The organism is Pseudomonas sp. S2_E01, assembly GCF_054668365.1.
The window spans coordinates 5,869,779-5,889,170 of the sequence record NZ_CP162762.1 but is presented as its reverse complement, the minus strand read 5'-3'; the positions used below and the strand labels follow the sequence as shown (position 1 = coordinate 5,889,170).

16 protein-coding genes are annotated in these 19,392 nt (G+C 60.1%); 8 read left to right on the top strand and 8 right to left on the bottom strand.

The genetic code is table 11. The annotated features are described in order from the left end of the window. Window positions 1–56 precede the first annotated feature (56 nt). The 4 genes from AB4O36_RS27170 to AB4O36_RS27155 all read left to right on the top strand — a co-directional run bounded on the left by AB4O36_RS27170 (window position 57) and on the right by AB4O36_RS27155 (window position 5,425). Window positions 57–506, top strand: coding sequence for an EVE domain-containing protein (locus AB4O36_RS27170; protein WP_460140685.1), 450 nt, complete (start codon window positions 57–59; stop codon window positions 504–506). A gap of 115 nt (window positions 507–621) precedes the next feature. Continuing rightward, complete coding sequence (locus AB4O36_RS27165; RefSeq protein ID WP_460119827.1) at window positions 622–1,587, top strand: HlyD family secretion protein; 966 nt, start codon at window positions 622–624, stop codon at window positions 1,585–1,587. Continuing rightward, entirely contained in the window at window positions 1,584–4,307 is a 2,724-nt protein-coding gene (gene rbbA / locus AB4O36_RS27160; RefSeq protein WP_460140684.1) for a ribosome-associated ATPase/putative transporter RbbA, read from the top strand. Before AB4O36_RS27165 ends, rbbA begins: the two co-directional genes overlap by 4 nt. After that, complete coding sequence (locus AB4O36_RS27155; protein WP_460140683.1) at window positions 4,307–5,425, top strand: ABC transporter permease; 1,119 nt, start codon at window positions 4,307–4,309, stop codon at window positions 5,423–5,425. The genes rbbA and AB4O36_RS27155 overlap by 1 nt, the downstream gene beginning before the upstream one ends. A 31-nt stretch (window positions 5,426–5,456) precedes the next feature. Here the strand turns inward: AB4O36_RS27155 and AB4O36_RS27150 are convergent, their stop codons facing one another. Further along, on the bottom strand, window positions 5,457–5,864 hold the full coding sequence (locus AB4O36_RS27150; RefSeq protein ID WP_460119821.1) for a flagellar basal body-associated protein FliL: 408 nt from the start codon (window positions 5,862–5,864) through the stop codon (window positions 5,457–5,459). A 151-nt stretch (window positions 5,865–6,015) separates the two neighbouring features. Between AB4O36_RS27150 and AB4O36_RS27145 the strand changes: the two genes are divergently transcribed. Continuing rightward, complete coding sequence (locus tag AB4O36_RS27145; protein WP_460140682.1) at window positions 6,016–6,993, top strand: NADPH:quinone oxidoreductase family protein; 978 nt, start codon at window positions 6,016–6,018, stop codon at window positions 6,991–6,993. Between the two features lie 95 nt (window positions 6,994–7,088). Here the strand turns inward: AB4O36_RS27145 and AB4O36_RS27140 are convergent, their stop codons facing one another. After that, on the bottom strand, window positions 7,089–7,703 hold the full coding sequence (locus AB4O36_RS27140; protein ID WP_460119817.1) for an energy transducer TonB: 615 nt from the start codon (window positions 7,701–7,703) through the stop codon (window positions 7,089–7,091). 327 nt (window positions 7,704–8,030) lie between these two features. Between AB4O36_RS27140 and glpT the strand changes: the two genes are divergently transcribed. Next, window positions 8,031–9,380: a glycerol-3-phosphate transporter gene (gene glpT, locus AB4O36_RS27135; RefSeq protein ID WP_460140681.1), complete on the top strand. Its 1,350-nt coding sequence runs from the start codon at window positions 8,031–8,033 to the stop codon at window positions 9,378–9,380. Here the strand turns inward: glpT and AB4O36_RS27130 are convergent. The 6 genes from AB4O36_RS27130 to trxA all read right to left on the bottom strand — a co-directional run bounded on the left by AB4O36_RS27130 (window position 9,356) and on the right by trxA (window position 16,761). Beyond that, the gene (locus AB4O36_RS27130; RefSeq protein ID WP_460119813.1) at window positions 9,356–10,024 is read right to left on the bottom strand and encodes a gamma-glutamylcyclotransferase; all 669 of its coding nucleotides are present in this window, start codon (window positions 10,022–10,024) and stop codon (window positions 9,356–9,358) included. The genes glpT and AB4O36_RS27130 overlap by 25 nt on opposite strands. Before the next feature lie 292 nt (window positions 10,025–10,316). Further along, window positions 10,317–11,285, bottom strand: a complete 969-nt coding sequence (locus AB4O36_RS27125) for a CDP-6-deoxy-delta-3,4-glucoseen reductase (protein ID WP_460119811.1) — start codon at window positions 11,283–11,285, stop codon at window positions 10,317–10,319. Then, window positions 11,285–12,751 carry a 4-hydroxy-3-polyprenylbenzoate decarboxylase gene (gene ubiD, locus AB4O36_RS27120; protein WP_460119809.1) on the bottom strand — a complete coding sequence of 489 codons (1,467 nt, stop codon included), beginning with the start codon at window positions 12,749–12,751 and terminating at the stop codon, window positions 11,285–11,287. The genes AB4O36_RS27125 and ubiD overlap by 1 nt, the downstream gene beginning before the upstream one ends. Window positions 12,752–12,831: 80 nt before the next feature. Further along, on the bottom strand, window positions 12,832–14,787 hold the full coding sequence (locus tag AB4O36_RS27115) for an acyltransferase family protein (RefSeq protein ID WP_460119807.1): 1,956 nt from the start codon (window positions 14,785–14,787) through the stop codon (window positions 12,832–12,834). A gap of 138 nt (window positions 14,788–14,925) precedes the next feature. Continuing rightward, window positions 14,926–16,185 (bottom strand): transcription termination factor Rho, encoded by a 1,260-nt coding sequence (rho, locus tag AB4O36_RS27110; RefSeq protein ID WP_057712815.1) that lies wholly within the window; start codon window positions 16,183–16,185, stop codon window positions 14,926–14,928. A gap of 246 nt (window positions 16,186–16,431) precedes the next feature. Beyond that, a complete protein-coding gene (gene trxA, locus AB4O36_RS27105; protein WP_003206727.1) occupies window positions 16,432–16,761 on the bottom strand; it encodes a thioredoxin TrxA in 330 nt (109 codons plus the stop codon). 359 nt (window positions 16,762–17,120) lie between these two features. Between trxA and AB4O36_RS27100 the strand changes: the two genes are divergently transcribed. Both AB4O36_RS27100 and ppx read left to right on the top strand, forming a co-directional pair. After that, window positions 17,121–17,795 (top strand): amino acid ABC transporter permease, encoded by a 675-nt coding sequence (locus AB4O36_RS27100; protein WP_460140680.1) that lies wholly within the window; start codon window positions 17,121–17,123, stop codon window positions 17,793–17,795. 91 nt (window positions 17,796–17,886) lie between these two features. Continuing rightward, window positions 17,887–19,389, top strand: coding sequence for an exopolyphosphatase (ppx, locus tag AB4O36_RS27095; protein ID WP_460119803.1), 1,503 nt, complete (start codon window positions 17,887–17,889; stop codon window positions 19,387–19,389). The last annotated feature ends 3 nt before the right edge of the window (window positions 19,390–19,392 follow it).

Below are 19,392 nucleotides of genomic sequence, written 5' to 3'. Positions count from 1 at the left end.
GTTTGTCATAAAATTGCCCGACAACTTGCCCACTCGACCCGCAAGGAGCAAAACCCATGGCCTACTGGCTGATGAAATCCGAGCCCGACGAACTGTCAATCAAGGGGCTTGAGCACCTTGGCAAAGCGCGCTGGGACGGTGTTCGCAACTATCAGGCGCGCAACTTCCTGCGGTCCATGGCGATTGGCGACGAGTTCTTCTTCTATCATTCCAGTTGCCCGGAACCCGGAATCGCCGGAATCGGTAAAATTGTCGAAGCGGCCTATCCCGACCCGACAGCCCTGAACCCCGAAAGTCCTTACCACGACCCGAAGGCCAGCGTAGAGAAAAACCCGTGGAGCGCCATTGACGTGGCGCATGTGCAGACGTTTTCCCGGGTGCTGAAGCTCGATTACCTCAAACAGCAGGCCGCGCTGGCAGAAATGCCCCTGGTGCAGAAAGGGTCACGGCTGTCGGTGATGCCGGTGACCGCCCAGCAGTGGGCCGCAGTCCTGGAGATGCGTTAACGGCAGGAGCAACGGTTCGACGCGCTCACCCTACAAGACAACGCAGTTGACTGGCATCAAAACGTCCACACGTTCGATCGACCAGACTAGGACTCAACAGCCGCAGGATGCCCACATGTCTACGCCCAGCCGTTCTTCGATTGTTTTCGCCAGCGCTTTAGGTGTTCTGCTGCTGGCAGCCGGTGGTTTCGGTTACTGGAAATCCATGCATGACCGTTTGCCCGATGGCCTGTATGTCGGCAATGGACGCCTGGAGGCTACCGAAGTGCAGATCGCCAGCAAAACGCCCGGACGACTGGCTGAGGTGCTGGTCGATGAAGGCGACAAGGTCAGCAAAGGGCAATTGCTCGCCCGCATGGATACCCGCACCCTCGAAGCCCAGCGTAACCAGGCTGAAGCTGAAGTATTGCGCGCCCGGGAAAACCTGGCGGCCGCGCAAGCCAATGTGCAATTGCGCCTGAGCGAGCAACTGCTGGCACAGCAGGAACTCAGTCGATCCCAGGCGCTGCTCAAGCATGGCTTTGTCAGCGCCCAGATCATCGATCAGCAACAGTCTCGAATTGGCACCGCCAACGCCGCTGTCACCGCCGCCCGCGCCCAGGTCTCAGCGGTGAGTGCGGCAATTGGCGCGGCCCAGGCGCAAGTCGCGCAGTTGACGAGCGAAATTGACGACAGCAGCTTGCGCGCGCCCATCGACGGCATCATCCAGTTGCGCATGGCCGAGCCCGGTGAAGTACTGGGTGCCGGGGGACGGGTGTTGCTGCTGATCGATCCAAGTGACCAATACATGAATCTTTACCTCCCCGCATCGGTGACCGGGCGCCTGGCGGTGGGTGATGAAGCACGGATCTTGCTCGATGCCCTGCCCGATCACCCGCTGCCGGCGAAAATCAGCTTCGTAGCCGCCAAGTCGCAATTCACGCCCAAGGAAGTCGAGACTCGCGACGAACGACAAAAACTGGTATTTCGTGTCAAATTGCGCCTGACCGACCCGAGCGCACCGCCCCAGGTCAAACCCGGCATGCCCGGCGCCGGGTACGTGCGCACTGCAAGCGTTGATTGGCCGGTCAACCTGCAATGAACGGCCTCGCGGTTCACGCGAACGCGGTCCACCATCGGTACGGCAAACAATCCGCACTGAGCGACATCGCATTCGAGCTGCCCGCTGGCACCCGCTGCGGGCTGATCGGCCCCGATGGGGCTGGCAAATCGAGCCTATTGGGGCTGATTGCCGGGGTGAAAAAGCTCCAGCAAGGCCAGTTACAGGTGCTGAACGGTCCGATCCAGGATCGTCGCCATCGCAACACCCTCTATGCGCGCATCGCTTTTATGCCTCAGGGCCTGGGCGGCAACCTTTATCCAGAGTTATCGATCCGCGAGAACATCCAGTTTTTTGCCACCCTGTTCGGCCTGTCGACAGCCGAATGCGACCAGCGCATGCACAACCTGCTGCTGGCCACCGACCTGCTTCGGTTCACCGACCGACCGGCCGGAAAACTGTCCGGTGGCATGAAGCAAAAGCTGGGGCTGTGTTGTGCATTGATCCATGAGCCGGATCTGCTGATCCTCGATGAGCCGACCACAGGTGTCGACCCGCTGTCGCGCCTGCATTTCTGGGAACTGGTGGATGACGTGCGACGCCAGCGCCCTCAATTGACGCTGCTGGTGGCGACCGCCTACATGGAGGAGGCCGAGCAGTTCGAGCACTGCCTGATGCTCGACAAAGGCAAGCTGATTGCTGCCGGCTTGAGCCGGGAACTGGCCGCGACCACCCCGAGCGGCAAACTCGATGTGGCCTTTACCCACTTCCAGGGTGACAGCCGTCACGACAATCAGCCGCTGGTGATCCCGCCCCTGAGCGGCAACGCCACCGACATCGCCATCGAGGCCCATGACCTGACGCTGCGCTTTGGCGACTTCACCGCCGTGAACAAGGTCAGCTTCGCCATTGGTCGTGGCGAAATTTTCGGCTTTCTTGGTTCCAACGGCTGCGGCAAGACCACCACCATGAAGGTCCTCACCGGCCTGATGCCCGCCTCGGAAGGCAGGGCCATGCTGCTGGGTAAGCCGGTGAACGCCAAGGACCTGGCCACGCGTAAGCGGGTCGGCTTCATGTCGCAGAACTTTTCGTTGTACGGCGAACTCAGCGTTCGACAGAACCTGGCATTGCACGCGCGGCTGTTCGACCTGCCAAAAGACCAGAGCTCACAACGCATCGACGAACTGATCCGACGCTTCAACCTGGACACCGTGGCCGACCAGCAGTCCGGCGCGCTACCCCTGGGCTTACGCCAGCGGTTATCTCTTGCCGTGGCAGTGCTTCATCGCCCGGAAGTGTTGATCCTCGACGAACCGACATCCGGTGTAGACCCCGCCGCCCGGGATGACTTTTGGCGATTGTTGATCGAACTGTCCCGTGAGCAGGGCGTAACCATTTTCCTCTCGACCCACTTCATGAACGAAGCGCAGCGTTGCGATCGCATTTCGTTGATGCACGCAGGCAAGGTATTGGCTTGCGACACACCTGCGGCATTGCAGCAGCAGTTCATGGGCGAAACCCTTGAAGCCGCGTTTGTGACCTGCCTGGAGCAAGCGCAAGGCAACCTCGCCACACCGACGCCTGGCGAATCCTCGACGTCATCTGTCCTGCCCGCCATGCCAGCGAACGAGAGTCACTTCAGCCTCGGGCGTCTGATGGCGGTCGCCAGCCGGGAAGGCAAGGAACTGTTGCGTGACAAAGTACGCATGGCGTTTGCCCTGCTCGGCGCCATCTTCATGATGGTGATTTTCGGCTACGGCATCTCCCTGGACGTTGAAAAGCTGGCCTTCGCGGTCTACGACCAGGATCAGACGCCGCAAAGCCGGGCTTACCTGGAAGCTTATCGCGGCTCTCGTTATTTCGATGAGCAACCCCCTATCCGCAGCGCCAATGAGCTGCACCGCCGCCTTCAACGCTCGGAAATAAAACTGGCGCTGGAGATACCGGCAGGTTTTGGCAGGGACTTGTACGCGGGCCGTCAACCGGTCGTGGCAGCCTGGCTTGACGGGGGCATGCCGTTTCGCGCCGAGACCAGCCGCAATTACGTGGAGGCGGTGCATCAAGCCAACCTGGAGCAACTGGCCGAACAGAGCAGTCCTGCACTGCGTCAACTCGCACCCGCCCGGCTGGAAACCCGCTTCCGTTACAACCAGGATGTGGTCAGCGTGAATGCCATAGGCCCCGGCGTCATGGCGTTGATCCTGGCATTTATCCCGGCAATGCTGACGGCGCTCGGCATTGTGCGCGAGAAAGAACTGGGCTCGATCACCAACTTCTATGCCACGCCCCTGACCCGCCTCGAATTCCTGCTGGGTAAACAGGCTCCCTACCTCGTCATCAGCCTGGTCAACCTGGCGCTGCTGGTGGCCATGAATCGCTGGCTGTTCGGTGTACCGTTCAAGGGCAGCTTGCCGACCCTTGCCTTTGGCGGTCTGCTTTACGTGCTGGCGACGACCAGCATGGGCCTGTTGATCTCGGCATTCACCCGCACGCAGATCGCCGCCATCCTGGGCACCATGATCATCACCAGCCTGCCCACGATCCAGTTTTCCGGGCTGATTGTGCCACGCTCGTCCCTTGAGGGCGCGGCTTCAGTGATGGGTACGCTGTTCCCGGCCGGGCACTTCCTCGACATCGCTGTCGGCACATTCACCAAGGCCCTGGACCTGCGCCAGCTTTGGCCACAATGCCTGGCATTATTCGGGTTTTTCTTCGTGTTCACTGGGCTCAGCCTGGTGATGCTGAAAAAGCAGGAGGCCTGATGCACAAGCTCGCTCACATCCTTCGCCTGGGTTTCAAGGAACTCACCAGCCTGCGTCATGACAGCGTCCTGCTACTGTTCCTGTTCTACGCGTTCACCGTGGCGATCTACATGCCCGCGGCAGGCTCGGTGATCGGTGTGCACAACGCCAGCGTTGCCATGGTGGACGAAGACCACACCCCGTTGTCGCGGCAATTGGCACAAGCGCTTCGACCACCTGAATTCCAGCCGCCGGCGGCACTGCCCTATGGGCAACTGGACCAAGTGATGGACGGCGGCCAGTACACGTTCGTCATCAATGTGCCTGCTAATTTTCAGGCCGACCTGCTCGCCGGTCGCCAGCCCGCCGTGCAAGTCAACGTCGATGCCACGGCAATGAGCCAGGCGTTCATGGGCGCCGGTTACATAGGGCGAATTTTCCAGCGGGAGTTGCTCGAATACGCCGGCCAGGGTAATGCAGCCAGCAAGGCACCCGCACTGCTGACCACCCGTGCGCTCTTCAACACCAATCTGGAGGGGGGATGGTTCCTGGCAGTGATCCAGATCGTCAACAACATCACCATCCTCGCCATCGTCCTCACCGGCACCGCACTGCTGCGAGAGCGCGAGCACGGCACGCTCGACCATTTGCTGGTGCTGCCATTGACGGCCGTGGAAATCATGCTGGCGAAGATCTGGAGCAATATGCTGGTCGTGGTGCTGTGCACCTGGCTGTCGCTGGAAGTGATCGTAAAGGGCGCACTGGGCGTGCCACTGGCGGGTTCGCTGCCGCTGTTTTTGCTGGTGACAGCGTGCTACTTGTTCGCCAGCACCTCGCTGGGGATTTTCCTCGCCACCCTGGCACGCTCGACGCCGCAGTTCGGCTTGCTGGCAATCCCGGTCATCATCCCGATGTTACTGCTGTCCGGGGGTAGCACCCCGTTGGACAGCATGCCGCAGTGGCTGCAATGGGTGATGCAGGGCTCACCCTCGACCCACTTCGTCAGCCTGGGCGCCGCCATCCTGTTTCGCGACGCCAGCCTGAACGTAGTCTGGCCGGACCTGCTCGCGCTCACGACCATCGGAGTGCTGTTCTTCGCCATTGCGCTGATGCGCTTTCGCAAAAGCCTCGCGTCCTGAACCGAAGCCCTCAGCCGCAGGAGCAGCGGCTTTACTGAATGATCAGGTTGTTGAACAACAGGTCCTCGACCACCGGCTTGCCGGTTTCGTCGTTCATGATCTGCTGGGTCAGCTTCAATGCTTCCTGACGCAGCTTTTCCTTGGCTTCAAGATTGTTCATGGTCTCGGTGGTCTGCTGCGCAAACAGCTGCACCAGCTGATTACGGATGAACGGCTCGTTGGCCTTGACCAGTTTGGTCGCTTCGTCACCCGTCACGCGCAACGCCACATCGGCCTTGTAGACCTTGAGCTTGGGCGTGCCATCCAGGCCATAGTTACCCACGAACGGCGGGCTCAAGGTGATGTAATTGACCTTCGGCGCCGCGCCTTCCTTGGCCTCTTCAGCCACGGCCGTCACAGGCAGGGACAGGGCCAGCAACAACATGATCCACGCTTTCACAATTCGCTCCTCAATCCGGTTTGCGGCCTAGCATAACGGCCCGCCGCGCAAGTACAAGCTTATGGCTGACTATCAGGGCCAGGCATGCTCGTTGACCCGTCGACACTCACACCTACACTTATCGGCCATCACTACAAAAGGAATAGCCCTGATGAAAGCCGTGCTGTGCAAAGCCTTCGGCCCTGCCGAATCGCTGGTGCTGGAAGACGTCGCCAGCCCTGTCGCCAAAAAGAACGAGATCCTGCTGGACGTACACGCCGCCGCCGTCAATTTCCCGGACACGCTGATCATCGAGGGCAAGTACCAGTTCAAGCCGCCCTTCCCGTTTTCCCCCGGTGGTGAAGCCGCCGGCGTGGTCAGCGCGGTGGGCGAAAAGGTCAGCCACCTGAAAGTCGGCGACCGGGTCATGGCCCTCACAGGCTGGGGCAGTTTTGCCGAGCAGGTCGCGGTGCCCGGCTACAACGTGCTGCCCGTCCCGCCCGGCATGGACTTCAACACCGCTGCCGGCTTCAGCATGACCTACGGCACCTCGATGCACGCCCTCAAGCAACGGGCCAATCTGCAACCCGGTGAAACCCTGCTGGTACTCGGCGCTTCGGGCGGAGTGGGCCTTGCCGCCGTGGAAATCGGCAAAGCCATGGGCGCCCGTGTGATCGCCGCCGCCGGCAGCGCCGATAAACTGGCCATCGCCAAGGCAGCCGGCGCCGATGAGCTGATCAACTACAGCGAGGCCAGTCTCAAGTACGAAATCAAGCGCCTGACCGACGGCCAGGGCGCCGACGTGATTTACGACCCGGTTGGCGGCGACCTGTTCGACCAGGCCGTGCGCGCCATCGCCTGGAACGGCCGCCTGTTGGTAGTCGGCTTCGCCAGCGGGCGCATCCCCGAACTGCCGGTCAACCTCGCCCTGCTCAAGGGCGCCGCAGTGGTCGGCGTGTTCTGGGGCTCCTTCGCCCAACGCCAACCCCAGGACAACGCCGCCAACTTCCAGCAACTGTTCGGCTGGTACGCCGAAGGCAAGTTGAAACCGCTGGTGTCACAGGTCTACCCGCTGAGCAACGCGGCGCAAGCGATCAACGACCTTGGCCAGCGCAAGGCCGTCGGGAAGGTGGTGGTGCAGGTGCGTTGAGGTTCGGTTGAGGTTCGGTTGAGGTTCGGTTGAGGTAAAGAGACCAGGACAACCCGGGGTTGTCCTGGCCTCCAAGTTCGCGAAATTCCCCGCTGTTAAAGCAGTTCACGCACTTCTTTCGGGAAAAATCGCACGGCGCGGCTGGTTGGATGCGTATTGCACCGCCGAATAATGCTGGGCACTCCCCTGTTGAGTTTGGCGATCAACTCCAGGCGTTTATCTCTGGGCATCAGCCCGGACGCGATGGAATGAGCCAGGTAACTGCGCGCCCAAAAAAAGAAGTTCATATCGACCCAGTCACTTTGCGCGTAGTTCTTTGCCTCACTACTGAGGTCGGAACAGAGCACTTTTTTCAATATTTCGTTCGCATCAAGCGGCACATCGCTGCTCAACCTGAAGAGCATTGGCGCAACGACATCGACACGCTCCGGACGCTCGTCGCTGATCTCCCAAGGCTTGAACTTCCATTGCCTGACCGCCGTTACGGAGGCCTCGACCAGCTCCGGGTGGGCACCTTCAGGCGCAGATACTTGGCTGACCGATCCATCGGCATGCACGATCATGGTGACCTTGACCTCCCCCTCGATGCCAGCCAGGTAAAGTGCCCTCGGGTACGCCGGCGTGGGATTATTCGCTGGTATCAAAAACACCTCCCCGGCAAGCACAACGCTGCACACACCCCACATAGCCGCCACCACAAACCACCGCATAACCACACTCCTTCGCGTCTCCACGCCAGATCTGGCGAGCACGAAAAGGTTAAGACGCGGTGAGTTTTTACATAACGTGACAGCTTCCTCTTCGATTGCAGGACGTTTCCCAAAGACCTGCCCTACGCCGGCCGCGAATGCGTCATCAATGATGGCGAAGTAAAAATTCCCACAGCGCCTCCCAGGTGCACCGAAGCGACATGTTCGTAAAGGAATGTGCGATGTCGAACATTTTCCGCTGTTTGGTCGTGCAAACAGGTGCTATTTTCGGTAATGAAACTGTAACATTCGCATCCGCAGTCAAAACAAAAAATCTGGAGCTTTGGAATGTTTGCTTTCTTTCGCCCTGCTTCGCATCATGCTCCGTTGCCTGAAGAGAAAATAGACAGCACCTACCGACGCCTTCGCTGGCAGATCTTCGCCGGTATCTTCATCGGTTACGCGGGTTACTACCTGCTGCGCAAAAACTTCTCCCTGGCCATGCCCTATCTGATCGAAGAGGGTTACACCCGCGGTGAGCTGGGTGTGGCGTTGTCGGCGATCGCCATCGCCTATGGCTTGTCCAAGTTCCTGATGGGCATCGTCTCCGACCGCTCCAACCCGCGCTACTTCCTGCCATTCGGCCTGCTGGTTTCGGCTGCGGTGATGTTCATTTTCGGTTTCGCACACTGGGCCACGTCCAGCGTCACCATCATGTTCATCCTGCTGTTCATCAATGGTTGGGCCCAGGGCATGGGCTGGCCGCCGAGTGGCCGAACCATGGTTCACTGGTGGTCGCAAAAGGAGCGCGGTGGCGTGGTGTCGCTGTGGAACGTGGCGCATAACGTGGGCGGTGGCCTGATCGGCCCGCTGTTCCTGCTCGGCATGGGCTTGTTCAATGACTGGCACGCGGCGTTCTACGTGCCAGCGGCCGTGGCCCTGGCCGTGGCGGTGTTCGCCTTCGCCACTATGCGCGACACCCCGCAATCGGTTGGCCTGCCGCCGATCGAGAAGTACAAGAACGACTATCCGGAGGGCTACGACGCCAGCCACGAGAAGGAATTCAGCGCCAAGGAAATCTTCGTCAAGTACGTGCTGCGCAACAAGATGCTCTGGTACATCGCCTTGGCCAACGTCTTCGTCTACCTGCTGCGTTACGGTGTGCTGGACTGGGCACCGACCTACCTCAAGGAAGCGAAGGGCTTCACCGTGGACAAATCCTCGTGGGCGTATTTCTTCTACGAGTGGGCGGGTATTCCGGGCACGCTGTTGTGCGGCTGGATGTCCGACAAGATCTTCCGTGGCAACCGTGGCCTGACCGGCATGGTGTTCATGGCCCTGGTGACCGTGGCGACGCTGGTGTACTGGCTCAACCCAGCCGGCAACCCGACGGTAGACATGATCGCCCTGGTGTCGATTGGCTTCCTGATCTACGGCCCGGTGATGCTGATCGGCCTGCAGGCGCTGGAGCTGGCACCGAAGAAGGCGGCGGGTACGGCAGCAGGCTTTACCGGGCTGTTTGGTTATCTGGGCGGCTCAGTCGCGGCCAGTGCCGCCATGGGCTACACCGTGGACCACTTCGGTTGGGACGGCGGTTTTGTCCTGCTGATCGGCGCATGCCTGCTGGCCATGGCCTTCCTTGCACCGACGCTGTGGCACAAACAGGCTGCCAGTCAGACCCGCGAAGCCACCGCTTGATCCACTTTTGATTTGCAACGCTTGAGCCGCGCCTCCAGATTCCGGTCTGGCATGGCGTGGCTACGCAGGGCGCTGGCGGTCTGCTCGACATAATCGCGAGTTGTACCGTAGCGCCCGCAAGCGTTTTCGAACACATGGCTCAGTACATGATCCGGCAGGTTACCGGCATAGCTGGGCAAGTGCCGCTCCAGAACAAAACCCAACGCCTGAACCTGGCTTCCGTCTTCGAGACGGCAGTTGAGCCAGTGTGGGCGATAGGAAGGAAATGGCATTTCACGCTGCCACAAGGCGTAGAGCGATGCTTCGAGCTGTTCTTCCGGCAGCCTGTAGGCAAAGCCGCTGCACGAACCACCGCGATCAAGCCCAAAGACCAGCCCCGGCACTTCAGGCGTGCCACGATGTTCGTGGGACCACAGGTACAAACCGCGATGGTAACCGTGCACTCGCCCACGAACCCGTTCAACCGCTGCGCATTCAGGACGCCAAATGAGCGAGCCATAGGCGAACAACCAGACCGGCCCACCCTTGTGACGCGCCATGGTCGCCTGCATCGAGCTGAGCAATTGTTCGTGCGTATGCTGCGGCCCGAGGTCGAGCCGTGGAGGGTAAGGCAGATTCAGAAAAGCAGATTCGATAGCGCTCATGGCGAATAGCGTTCAGCTCCCCGCGGATAATGAATTACTAAATAGAACGCGCCGCTGTAACAATAAGGCACATAACTTTTAAGGCAATTTAAGTGCCATGGCATGGTTCTTAATTTGCTGTCTGGATATATATAACTTACAGCTATCTGCTAAATAGTATAAATATCGATCGGCTATATAGCGGGTTATATGCGCCTCCTGTAGGAGCGAGCTTGCTCGCGATGGAGGATCAGACACCCCGCGGTGCTCGGTCTACCATCGCGAGCAAGCTCGCTCCTACAGGTACGGGGGGTCAGCCGCGGGGGGCGTACGCAAACACGTCCGCCCGCATCTGGTGGGCGTCCATCCCCGCCTCGACCAGTGCATCCAACGTGCCGTAGACCATGGCCGGCGAGCCACTGGCGTAGACGTGAAGGGCGTTCAGGTCGGGGAAGTCCTCGCACACCGCCTGATGCAGCATGCCGCAACGCCCCTGCCAGCCACATTGGTCGCTGACGACCTTGTGCAGGAACAGATTGGGCAATTTCTCCCACTCATCCCAGTGCTCGATTTCGTAGAATTCTTCGGGACGACGCACGCCCCAATACAGGTGCACCGGGTGCTTGAAACCCGTGGCCCGGCAGTGCTCGAGCAGGCTGTGAATCTGGCCCATGCCGGTCCCTGCGGCGATCAGCACCAGCGGGCCATCGGGCAATTCAGCCAGGTGCGTGTCGCCGAATGGCATTTCGATACGCGCCATCTTGTTGCGCTGAAGCTGTTCGATCAGGTCGCGTGCACTGCCTTCGCGCGCCAGCACATGAATTTGCAGGTCTCGCCCCGAATGGGGCGCCGAGGCCAGGGAGAAGGCGGACTTTTCGCCATCCTCTCGCTCGATCATCAGGTACTGCCCGGCGTGATAACGCGGCGGCTTGCCCGCCGGCGCTCGCATCGTCACGCGCCAGGTGTCGCCGCCGACGTTTTTGCACTCAGTGACCTGACACGACACGCTGCGCACCGGCAACTCTCCCAGCGCAAGCACGCCATCCCACAGCACGATGCAGTCTTCCAGCGGCTCTGCTATGCAAGTGTAGAACTCACCATGGTCGCGCACTGCGCCGGCCTGTTCGACCCGTCCTTCCACCAGCAATGCGGCACACACGTGGCAGTTGCCATTGCGGCAACTTTGCGGGCATTCATAGCCCAGACGGCGTGCGCCATCGAGAATCCGCTCGCCTGGCAGTATCTCAAGCACTGCTCCGGACGGCTGCAAGGTTACACGCATCAATCTATTCCTAACTGATTCCAGATGGCATCGATCCGTTGGGTCACGGCATCGTCCTTGACGATAACCCGGCCCCACTCGCGGGTGGTTTCCCCCGGCCACTTGTGCGTGGCGTCCAGGCCCATTTTCGAACCCAGGCCGGAGACCGGCGAGGCGAAGTCCAGGTAGTCGATCGGCGTGTTGTCGATCATCACCGTGTCGCGCTTGGGGTCCATGCGCGTGGTGATGGCCCAGATCACGTCGTTCCAGTCACGCGCATTGATATCGTCGTCGGTGACGATAACGAACTTGGTGTACATGAACTGTCGCAAAAACGACCAGACACCGAGCATTACCCGCTTGGCGTGGCCCGGGTAGGATTTCTTCATGGTCACGACGGCCATGCGGTACGAGCAGCCTTCGGGCGGCAGATAGAAGTCAGTGATCTCCGGAAACTGCTTTTGCAGGATCGGCACGAACACTTCGTTCAGTGCCACGCCAAGAATGGCGGGTTCATCCGGTGGACGGCCGGTGTAGGTGCTGTGGTAGATCGGCTTCACCCGGTGGGTGATGCGCTCGACGGTGAACACCGGAAAACTGTCGACTTCGTTGTAATAGCCAGTGTGGTCGCCGTACGGGCCTTCGTCGGCCATTTCGCCCGGATGGATCACGCCCTCGAGGATGATCTCGGCGGTGGCCGGCACTTGCAGGTCATTGCCGCGGCATTTCACCAGCTCGGTGCGGTTGTCGCGCAGCAGCCCGGCGAAAGCGTATTCGGAGAGGCTGTCGGGCACAGGTGTGACGGCACCGAGGATGGTCGCCGGGTCAGCACCCAGTGCCACCGACACCGGGAACGGCTGGCCGGGGTGTTTCTCGCACCACTCGCGGTAATCCAGCGCACCGCCGCGATGGCTTAACCAGCGCATGATGACTTTATTGCGGCCGATCACTTGCTGGCGATAGATGCCGAGGTTCTGGCGATCCTTGTTCGGCCCCTTGGTGACGGTCAGGCCCCAGGTGATCAGAGGCGCAACATCGCCGGGCCAGCAGGTTTGCACCGGCAACATGGCGAGGTCGACGTCATCGCCTTCAATGACCACTTCCTGGCAGACCGCGTCCTTGACGACCTTGGGCGCCATGGAAATGATCTTGCGGAAGATCGGCAGCTTGGACCAGGCATCTTTGAGGCCTTTAGGCGGCTCGGGCTCTTTGAGGAACGCCAGCAGCTTGCCAATCTCGCGCAGCTCGCTGACCGACTCGGCGCCCATGCCCATGGCAACCCGCTCCGGGGTGCCAAACAGGTTGCCCAGCACCGGAATGTCGTAACCGGTGGGTTTTTCGAACAGCAACGCCGGGCCTTTGGCTCGCAACGTGCGGTCGCAGACTTCCGTCATCTCCAACACGGGAGAGATGGGAACCTGGATGCGTTTCAATTCTCCGCGCTGCTCGAGTTGCTGCACGAAATCCCGAAGATCCTTGAATTTCATTGAAGATGCCACCTCGAAAATAGGCGTACATCCTACCTGCTCTGACGACCGAACAGCAGCCTGTCAGCGCACTGTCGCCATCAATTGTGGGTGGTGCCCAGAAGAACCGGCGCAAAAAGCGGGCTCAAGCGCGCACTGCCAACGTCCGACAGGTGATCTTCGTCCCTGTACTGCGAGTGGCCATTGACTTCGATACTGCAGACCCCGCCGGCGCACATCATGGGCGTTGGGTCGATCACGTGCACGCCAGGATCGGCTGCACTCAGCGAATCGAACAGGCTGCCGAGAAAGTGCTGGCGCGCCAAGTGCTCTTCCAATGGACGCCCCAGCCCTTGGGTGGAGCGCCCAACCCGAGCAAGACTGGTCAGCCGGCTAACGGCCCCCTTGTGTTGCAAGGGCACTTCCTTGAACAACCAGACTTGCGCACCCGCCTCCCGGATCGCCGCCACCCGCGCTTTGATCGCCGCCGCCATGCGTGCCTCGGACTGGGCGGTATCGTCATGCTCGTTGAGCAGGACCTTCTTGTCGCCGTCCTCGCGGCCGTAGACGTAAAGACTCCAGTTGGACGCGAGCACCACGTCCTTGATTCCCAAGCGACGCACTTGCTCCATGGTTTGCTCGTTAAAGTCCCTGCAACGCTGACGCGGTTCATCGCTGAGAATCGGAGGACAGGCACTCATGCTGTACAGCCACACCGGGCGCCCTTTCTGGTCAGCACCCGCCTTGATCGCAGGCAACAATGCCGCCGCGTGACTGTCGCCCCAAACCAGCTGTGTCGCCGGCAGCTCCTGGTGTTCACCGAGCAAGCAGGCCTTGTCGAACTTTTTGTCTTTGGTCACCAGCATGCATTTCATCTGCCCGGCCCGCCACTCGCGCGCCTGCGCATACTCAAGTGCCTTGCCGGTAAGGCGCTGAGGGAAACCGTCCATTGAACGCACTACGGAGCCGGTCACCGCCAGCACGGCCATCGCCGTCAGGCCCGCCACGAGCACCGGCTTGCGTCCAGCCAGCAACTGCTTTTCACGAAACGGCAATTCCACGAAGCGCCAGCTCAACCAGGCCAGCGCCAATGCCAGCAACATCCAGCCGAGTGCTTCCCACGGCTGAATACCGTCGACAGAAATGGCGTTGGCGTAGACATACACCGGCCAGTGCCACAAATACAGCGAGTAGGAGAGCAAACCGATCCAGACGAAAGCCCGAACACTCAACAGCCGTCCAACCCAGGTCGAACCTTGCCCGCCCGACCAGATCAACGCTGTAGCCCCCAGCACCGGCAGCAGCGCCGCCCAACCTGGGAACACCGTCTCGCGGTCGAACGTGAACACTGCCACCAGGATTGCCGTCAACCCGGCGATGCCGACCGCCTGGTAGAGCCAGGGCCGGACCGCGTGCTTTCGAGCAGGCATGACGGCGAGCATCGCACCGCACAGCAACTCCCAGGCTCGGGTCGGCAACGAAAAGAAAGCGAAGTCGGGTTTGCGCTCAATGTAGGCGATGTTCAGCCCGAAGGAGATCAATAGCACCGCGAACAGCATCCAGCGCCAATGCCGGATATGACGCATCAACAGCGCCATCAGCAGCGGGAAGAAGATGTAGTACTGTTCTTCAACGGCCAGCGACCAGGTGTGCAGCAACGGTTTCAGGTCGGAAGCCGGCTGGAAGTAGCCATCCTCGCGCATGAACAGGATGTTGGAAATGAACAGTGACTGGTAGCGCACCGTCCTGCCCAACTCGGAAAAGTCCTTGGCCGTAAGCAGCAACCAGCCCAGGGCCAACGTGACGAGCATCACGACACTCAGGGCCGGGATGATGCGCCGGGCACGCCGCGCCCAGAAGTCGACAAAGCTGAACCGCTGCGCGCCGATCTCGCGGAACAGGATGCTGGTGATCAGGAAGCCGGAAATGACAAAGAACACATCCACGCCGACGAAACCGCCACTGAATGTGCTGAAGCCGAAGTGAAAGAGTACAACCGGAATGACGGCCAGCGCCCTCAGACCGTCGATGTCACGGCGATTACCAAATGTGTGCATTAACGTCCCTTGCCCGATACAAACCCATCCGCAAGGGACACCGTGCGTCAGCGAAAGTTATCAAATCAGATACAAAATAGCAGACGCGCAAAAAAAAGCGCCCCATGCGGGGCGCTCTTTGCTGAAGCCTGCTGCGTGTTACTTGCGTTTCATCGACAGGAAGAACTCGTCGTTGGTCTTGGTCGTTTTCAGCTTGTCGACCAGGAACTCGATCGCGGCGATCTCGTCCATCGGGTGCAGCAACTTGCGCAGGATCCACATGCGCTGCAGCTCGTCATCGGCGGTCAGCAACTCTTCGCGGCGGGTGCCGGAACGGTTGATGTTGATGGCCGGGAACACGCGTTTTTCAGCGATACGGCGGTCCAGTGGCAGCTCCATGTTGCCGGTGCCCTTGAACTCTTCGTAGATCACTTCGTCCATCTTCGAGCCGGTTTCAACCAGCGCGGTGGCGATGATGGTCAGCGAGCCGCCTTCTTCGATGTTCCGTGCCGCACCGAAGAAACGCTTCGGTTTTTCGAGGGCGTGGGCATCGACACCACCGGTGAGCACTTTGCCAGAGCTCGGGATCACGGTGTTGTAGGCACGAGCCAGACGGGTGATGGAGTCGAGCAGGATCACCACGTCCTTCTTGTGTTCGACCAGGCGCTTGGCCTTCTCGATCACCATCTCGGCAACCTGCACGTGGCGGGTTGGCGGCTCGTCGAACGTCGAGGCAACCACTTCGCCACGCACGGTGCGCTGCATTTCGGTCACTTCTTCCGGACGCTCGTCGATCAACAGCACGATCAGATGAACTTCAGGGTTGTTGCGTGCGATATTCGCGGCGATGTTCTGCAGCATGATCGTCTTGCCCGCTTTCGGCGGAGCAACGATCAGACCGCGCTGGCCTTTACCGATGGGTGCGCACAGGTCGATGACACGACCGGTGAGGTCTTCGGTGGAACCGTTACCGGCTTCCATCTTCATGCGCACGGTCGGGAACAGCGGGGTCAGGTTCTCGAAGAGAATCTTGTTTTTCGCGTTTTCCGGACGGTCGAAGTTGATGGTATCGACCTTGAGCAGCGCGAAATAGCGCTCGCCTTCCTTCGGAGGGCGGATCTTGCCAACGATGGTGTCACCGGTGCGCAAGTTGAAACGGCGGATCTGGCTTGGCGAGACGTAGATATCGTCCGGGCCGGCCAGGTAGGAAGCGTCTGCGGAGCGAAGGAAGCCGAAGCCGTCCTGGAGAATCTCCAGCACGCCATCACCGGAGATTTCCTCGCCGCTCTTCGCGTGCTTCTTGAGCAGGGAGAAAATCACGTCCTGCTTGCGCGAACGGGCCATATTTTCTATGCCCATCTGTTCGGCCAATTCGAGCAGTTCGGTAATCGGCTTTTGCTTGAGTTCAGTCAGATTCATATAGGAATGACGTAATCATTTATGGAGGGGGGAAATTAAGCTTTTGGCTTAATGAGGCCGCGCCGCGGAGAAGGCGACAGGATCGCGTACTTGTTCGAAAGGAGTGCGTCGGCGACGGCTAGCAGGGGGCAGTGGAGAAACCACTGCGGTGCCGAATGTACCACCTGAGTTTCAGAGCGTCTAGCCCTCTATAACGAAAAAGCCCCGCAATATGCGGGGCCATTTTTCGCGACTTTACGACGACACTCAGATGTTGGCGTCGAGGAAAGCAGCCAGTTGCGACTTCGACAGCGCACCGACCTTGGTCGCTTCAACGTTGCCGTTCTTGAACAGCATCAGGGTCGGGATACCACGCACGCCATGCTTGGCCGGGGTTTCCTGGTTTTCATCGATGTTCAATTTGGCAACGGTCAGCTTGCCTTTGTAAGTCTCGGCAATTTCGTCCAGAACGGGAGCGATCATTTTGCAAGGACCGCACCATTCAGCCCAGTAATCGACCAGTACAGCGCCTTCGGCCTTGAGTACGTCAGCTTCGAAGCTAGCGTCGCTAACGTGTTTGATCAGATCGCTGCTCATGGAATTCTCCAGGGTTGTAAGCAAAAAAACGTGGCCCATCATAGCCGCCCTTCCCTCGTTCAGGAAGCCGCAGATGATTGAGTCTCGCTATGGTGTTTCATGAGAGTGTGTATAGCTCAAGTCGCCTCCCTGTGGTCTTTTGGCCGATATTCGTGACCGCCCTCCCCGGATGAACGGTCGTTTCCGGACCTGGCCCCAAAGGCGTTCAGGATCCACGTCCGATGCGCCATGGCGGTGCATATCGTCTACCGCTCGATGCATCAAACGCCCGGACCATCGGGTCTTCCGTCGTCCTCCCCCACCTGGCATGACCCGTGCTCTGTTCAATCACAGAGATTCACCTGACTGGAGGACACGTCATGGCCAATCCGTCAGATTTCCTGTCCATGGCGGACAATACTCAACTGCTGCTTCGCGGGGCGCTGTTCACCCTGGAGCTGACCACCATTGGTGCGCTACTCGGGGTCGGCACCGGCGTGATCGGCGCCCTCATACGGGCGCGCAATATTCGCCCGTTGGCGGCGATGGTCGGTGTTTATGTCGAGCTGATCCGCAATACACCCTTTCTGATGCAGCTGTTGTGCATCTTTTATGGCCTGCCTGCCATGGGCGTATCGATCTCCCCATGGCAGGCCGCCGCGCTGGCGATGGTGATCAACCTCGGGGCGCATTCCACGCACGTTATTGGTGACACCCTCCAGGTGATGCCTCGCTACGAGGCCTTGCGTCACGGCGGGTTGCGCCACGCCCTGAGCAACGCCTGGCCGGCCCTGACCCAGCAGATTATCCTCGTCATGCTCAGTTCGTCGGTATGCTCCGTGATCGCCACTCAAGAGTTGAGCTTTGTCGCCAATGCCATTCAATCGCGCAATGTGCGAGCGTTCGAAACGTACGCCCTGACCGCGTTGATGTACCTGTGTATGGCATTGATGATCCGGCAGTTGCTGAGCTGGATCGCACAGCGGTTGTTCGCCGAAGAAGAAACGCCCCCCTACGGCAGCGAAACCATCGAGCCGCTGCACCGTCACGATTGACTGCGCAGGATCAAGGCTTTGAACACTGCGCGTTGGCGTTGGCGTTTGATCGTGGCACGATGTCGGGGTTATCGAACGAGACCCCCACACCATGCCGCAATCCCAAGCCAAGAACCTGTCCCTGATCGCCGCGATCGACCTGGGCTCCAACAGCTTCCACATGGTTGTGGCCAAGGCCCAGAACGGTGAAATCCGTATCCTCGAGCGCCTCGGGGAGAAGGTCCAACTGGCCGCCGGCATCGACGAAGAGCGACGCCTGAGCGAAGAATCCATACAGCGCGGGCTCGATTGCCTGAAGCGTTTCGCCCAACTGATCAACGGTATGCCCCTGGGCGCCGTAAGGATCGTCGGCACCAACGCCCTGCGCGAAGCGCGCAACCGCGCCGAGTTCATCCGCCGCGCCGAAGAAATCCTCGGTCACCCCGTCGAAGTCATCTCCGGTCGTGAAGAAGCGCGCCTGATCTACCTTGGCGTTTCCCATACCCTGGCCGATACCCCGGGCAAGCGCCTGGTGGCCGACATCGGGGGTGGCAGTACCGAATTCATCATTGGCCAGCGCTTCGAACCGCTGCTGCGTGAAAGCCTGCAGATGGGCTGCGTCAGCTTTACCCAGCGCTATTTCAAGGACGGCAAGGTCACTCCGGCCCGCTACGCCCAGGCCTACACGGCGGCGCGGTTGGAGATCATGAGCATCGAGCACGCCCTGCACCGCTTGACCTGGGATGAAGCCATCGGCTCCTCGGGCACCATCCGCGCCATTGGCCTGGCCTTGAAAGCTGGCGGTCACGGCACCGGCGAAGTCAACGCTGAGGGGCTGGCCTGGCTCAAGCGCAAGCTGTTCAAGCTGGGTGACGTCGAGAAGATCGACTTCGAAGGCATCAAGCCTGATCGCCGGGCCATTTTTCCGGCCGGCCTGGCCATCCTCGAAGCAATCTTCGATGCCCTCGAGTTGCAACGCATGGATCACTGTGAAGGCGCCCTGCGTGAAGGCGTGCTGTATGACCTGCTGGGCCGTCATCATCATGAAGACGTCCGTGAACGCACCCTCAGCTCGCTGATGGAACGCTACCACGTTGATCAGGAGCAGGCAGTGCGGGTTGAGCGCAAGGCGTTGCATGCCTTCGATCAGATCGCCAAGGACTGGGATCTGGAGGACGGCATCTGGCGCGAATTGCTCAGTTGGGCCGCCAAAGTGCATGAGGTGGGCCTGGACATCGCCCACTACCACTACCACAAGCATGGCGCCTACCTGATCGAACACTCGGACCTCGCCGGGTTCTCCCGCGAAGACCAGCAAATGCTCGCCCTGCTGGTGCGTGGCCACCGCCGCAACATTCCCAAGGACAAGTTCGCCGAATTCGGCGACGACGGCATCAAGCTGATTCGCCTTTGTGTGCTACTGCGCTTCGCGATCCTGTTCCACCACATCCGCGGTACGCAGCAGATGCCTCAGGTAGAGCTGAACGCCAACGGTGACAGCCTGGATGTGCAATTCCCGGAAAAATGGCTGGAGGAAAACCAGTTGACCCAGGCCGACTTCGCGCTGGAGGCGGAATGGCTGACGCGGGTTAACGTCACGCTTAACGTGCGCTGATCC